Consider the following 3,309-nt stretch of genomic DNA (forward strand, 5'->3'; position numbering starts at 1 on the left):
GCGATGGACAAGAAGAATACAGTTGTAAATCAGAACATGGTATTGTATAATAAAAAAGTAAAAACGGGGTGCTTACGGAAAGTAGGCTGAGAGTAAGCTGTGTTGCTTTGACCCATAACCTGATTTGGATAATGCCAACGTAGGGATATACAGTATTTTTTAGAATTATTTCTGGCTGCTGTAATGCGAGTGCATTGCAACAGCCTTTTCTGTCATTTTCGACAGATGTACCCCTCCGAAAAGTGCATGCCGCAGGGAAATCTCATTTATTATATATGGAGAAAGGAGTAAACAAATGAGAGAGTACACAACACAAATGGAAGCTGCAAAAAAGGGAATCGTAACAAAAGAACTGGAGATTGTTGCAAAAAAAGAGCAGATGACGACAGAAGAATTGATGCCGCTGGTTGCATCTGGAAAAGTTGCAATCTGTGCAAACAAGAAGCACAAGTGTCTGAATCCGGAAGGTGTAGGCTCCATGCTCAGAACAAAGATCAATGTGAATCTGGGCGTATCCAGAGATTGTAAGGACTATAATGTTGAGATGGAAAAAGTTATGGAAGCAGTTAATATGGGGGCACATGCAATTATGGACCTGTCTTCACATGGAGATACGATTCCATTTCGAAGAAAATTAACCAGTGAATGTCCTGCAATGATTGGAACTGTTCCGGTATATGATTCTGTCATTCATTATCAAAGAGATCTGGATACGCTGACAGCGAAGGATTTCATAGATGTAGTACGTCTGCATGCCGAGGATGGAGTCGATTTTGTGACTTTACATTGTGGAATTACCAGAAAGACGATTGATCAGATTCGAAATCATAAGAGAAAGATGAACATCGTTTCCCGAGGAGGTTCGCTGGTGTTTGCATGGATGTGTATGACTGGTGAGGAAAATCCATTCTATGAATACTATGATGAGATTCTGGATATCTGTCGGGAGTATGATGTGACCATTTCTCTGGGAGATGCATGCCGTCCGGGATGTCTTGCGGATGCTTCTGATGTTTGTCAGATTGAAGAACTGGTCCGTCTGGGGGAACTTACGAAACGTGCATGGGAGAAAGATGTGCAGGTGATGGTGGAAGGCCCGGGACACATGCCGATGGATCAGATTGCGGCGAACATGAAGATACAGCAAACCATCTGTCAGGGAGCTCCATTCTATGTACTTGGGCCTCTGGTTACGGATATTGCTCCGGGATATGACCACATTACTTCTGCAATAGGAGGAGCAATTGCGGCTGCTTCCGGTGCTGCATTTCTGTGTTATGTGACACCGGCAGAACATCTTGCGCTTCCAAATGTAGATGATGTTAAACAGGGGATTATTGCATCAAAGATAGCAGCTCATGCAGCTGATATAGCAAAAGGTGTCAGAGGTGCCAGAGAAATCGATGACCGGATGGCTGATGCCAGGCGTGTGCTTGACTGGGAAGCACAATGGGCATGTGCGATGGATCCTGAGACGGCGAAGAGAATTTGGAATGAACGGAAACCAGAGTACGATGATACCTGCTCTATGTGCGGAAAATTCTGTGCAGTCCGCAGTATGAATAAAGCACTTGCAGGAGAACATATAGATATTTTGTAAAATTAAGAGCAGGGAACAAAGTAATGCTGTTCCCTGCTCTTATATCAGAATTATTGTGATCTGGTTGATGGATAGAGAGTGTTATTCCCGGGATGCTTTTTTGGGGGAATCCATTAATTCCAGAATCTTGTCTGTCAGGCGAAATGCCACGTCTTCTTTACTCATTAATTCAAGTTCACATACAGAATCAGGAGTGATCATGGTTACAATATTCGTGTCCGTTTCAAATCCGGCTCCTTTTACCTTAAGGTTGTTAGCTACAATCATGTCCAAATTTTTCTTTACAAGTTTCTTTTTTGAATTTTCAAGCATGTTCTGCGTTTCCATAGAAAAACCACACAGAAATTGATCGGAAGTTTTATGATCGCCAAGATATTTTAAGATATCATCTGTACGTTCCAGTGAAATGGATAGTTCAGCATCGGCTTTTTTCATTTTTTCATCTGCAACAGAAGCTGGACGGTAGTCTGCCACAGCAGCAGCTTTGATAATAATATTCATATCATTACTTCTGGAAGTAACGGCTTCATACATGTCTCTTGCAGATACTACCGGTACAACATTTACAAACATAGGAGGAGTGAGCGCAGTCTTGCCACTGACAAGTGTAACGTCTGCGCCACGCAGCATACAGGCTCTCGCAATACAGTATCCCATTTTCCCGGAAGAATGATTGGTAATATAGCGAACCGGATCGATAGATTCCTGTGTTGGGCCTGCAGTGACGAGAACCTTCAATCCTTTCATATCCTTTTTATGAGCAAGTTCCCGGTAGATATATTGAATCAGAGTTTCCGGTTCCGGCATTTTACCCGCACCGGTGTCTCCGCAGGCAAGGTGACCACAGGCAGGAGTGATTACCTCCATGCCATACTTCCTCAAAAGATTCATATTGTCCTGTGTGATTTGATTTTCATACATAGCGGTGTTCATAGCCGGAGCGATGATCTTGGGACAGCGACATGCAAGTATGGTAGTGGTCAACATATCGTCAGCAATTCCATGGGCCAGTTTTGCAATGACATTGGCAGTTGCAGGTGCAATCATGACCAGATCGGCTTTTTTGGCCAAAGCCACATGTTCGACATTGAATTCAAAATTTCGGTCAAAGGTGTCGGTAAGACATTTATGTCCAGTCAGAGTTTCGAAAGTAATCGGGTTGATAAAATTTTTAGCATTCTCTGTCATTAAGACGTGTACCTGGGCGCCTGATTTTACCAGAAGACTGGCTAAAGAGGCACTTTTATAGGATGCAATGCCGCCGGTTACTCCAAGAAGGACTGTTTTTCCTTTTAACATAGTTCGATATCCTCATTTCACATAGTTCATTTTATTCAGGTTAATGACCTGTACTAACACTATATCTTTTTTTGAAATATCTTGCAAGAATTACTGGCAGGAGTTGCGAAAATAATGAAAAAGATCTCATGTATTCATTTTTATACTTGTTACAAAAGGTGTTGGATGGTCAGTGTTGCGCTTATGGCGGCAATTTGCTTTCAGAAAAAAGTACAATTTTTGATGTGGATAAAGCATATAAAAATGTAAATCAATTGGTTATTGGTTTGATAAATGAAAAAATGGAACAGATTGGATACGAACAACGTATTCCGGCTGGAATCCGAGATATAAAAGAAAAAATTACAGAAGAAAATATTTAACCAAATCTTCCAGAGTACCAATGGAAGAAAACGCGCATAATATATAAT

The 3,309-nt window shown here is 41.6% G+C and carries 3 protein-coding genes and 1 riboswitch; of the genes, 2 read left to right on the top strand and 1 reads right to left on the bottom strand.

Annotation, left to right across the window (positions count from 1 at the left end):
- Positions 1–54 precede the first annotated feature (54 nt).
- Positions 55–163: riboswitch (TPP riboswitch) on the top strand.
- Positions 164–295: 132 nt separating this feature from the next.
- The gene (thiC, locus tag JQM82_RS14685) at positions 296–1,600 is read left to right on the top strand and encodes a phosphomethylpyrimidine synthase ThiC (protein WP_235251147.1); all 1,305 of its coding nucleotides are present in this window, start codon (positions 296–298) and stop codon (positions 1,598–1,600) included.
- Between the two features lie 81 nt (positions 1,601–1,681).
- On the opposite strand, the gene coaBC is transcribed toward thiC, so the two are convergent.
- On the bottom strand, positions 1,682–2,899 hold the full coding sequence (gene coaBC, locus JQM82_RS14690) for a bifunctional phosphopantothenoylcysteine decarboxylase/phosphopantothenate--cysteine ligase CoaBC (RefSeq protein WP_235251149.1): 1,218 nt from the start codon (positions 2,897–2,899) through the stop codon (positions 1,682–1,684).
- 128 nt (positions 2,900–3,027) lie between these two features.
- Between coaBC and JQM82_RS14695 the strand changes: the two genes are divergently transcribed.
- Complete coding sequence (locus tag JQM82_RS14695; RefSeq protein ID WP_235251150.1) at positions 3,028–3,261, top strand: hypothetical protein; 234 nt, start codon at positions 3,028–3,030, stop codon at positions 3,259–3,261.
- Positions 3,262–3,309 lie beyond the last annotated feature (48 nt).

This window comes from Faecalicatena contorta, assembly GCF_021531995.1.
GTDB lineage: Bacteria > Bacillota > Clostridia > Lachnospirales > Lachnospiraceae > Dorea_A > Dorea_A contorta_A.

Coding starts and splice junctions, on each gene's coding strand:
- thiC (WP_235251147.1), top strand. CDS start 296: ATGAGAGAGTACACAACACAAATGGAAGCTGCAAAAAAGGGAATCGTA.
- coaBC (WP_235251149.1), bottom strand. CDS start 2,899: ATGTTAAAAGGAAAAACAGTCCTTCTTGGAGTAACCGGCGGCATTGCA.
- JQM82_RS14695 (WP_235251150.1), top strand. CDS start 3,028: ATGTATTCATTTTTATACTTGTTACAAAAGGTGTTGGATGGTCAGTGT.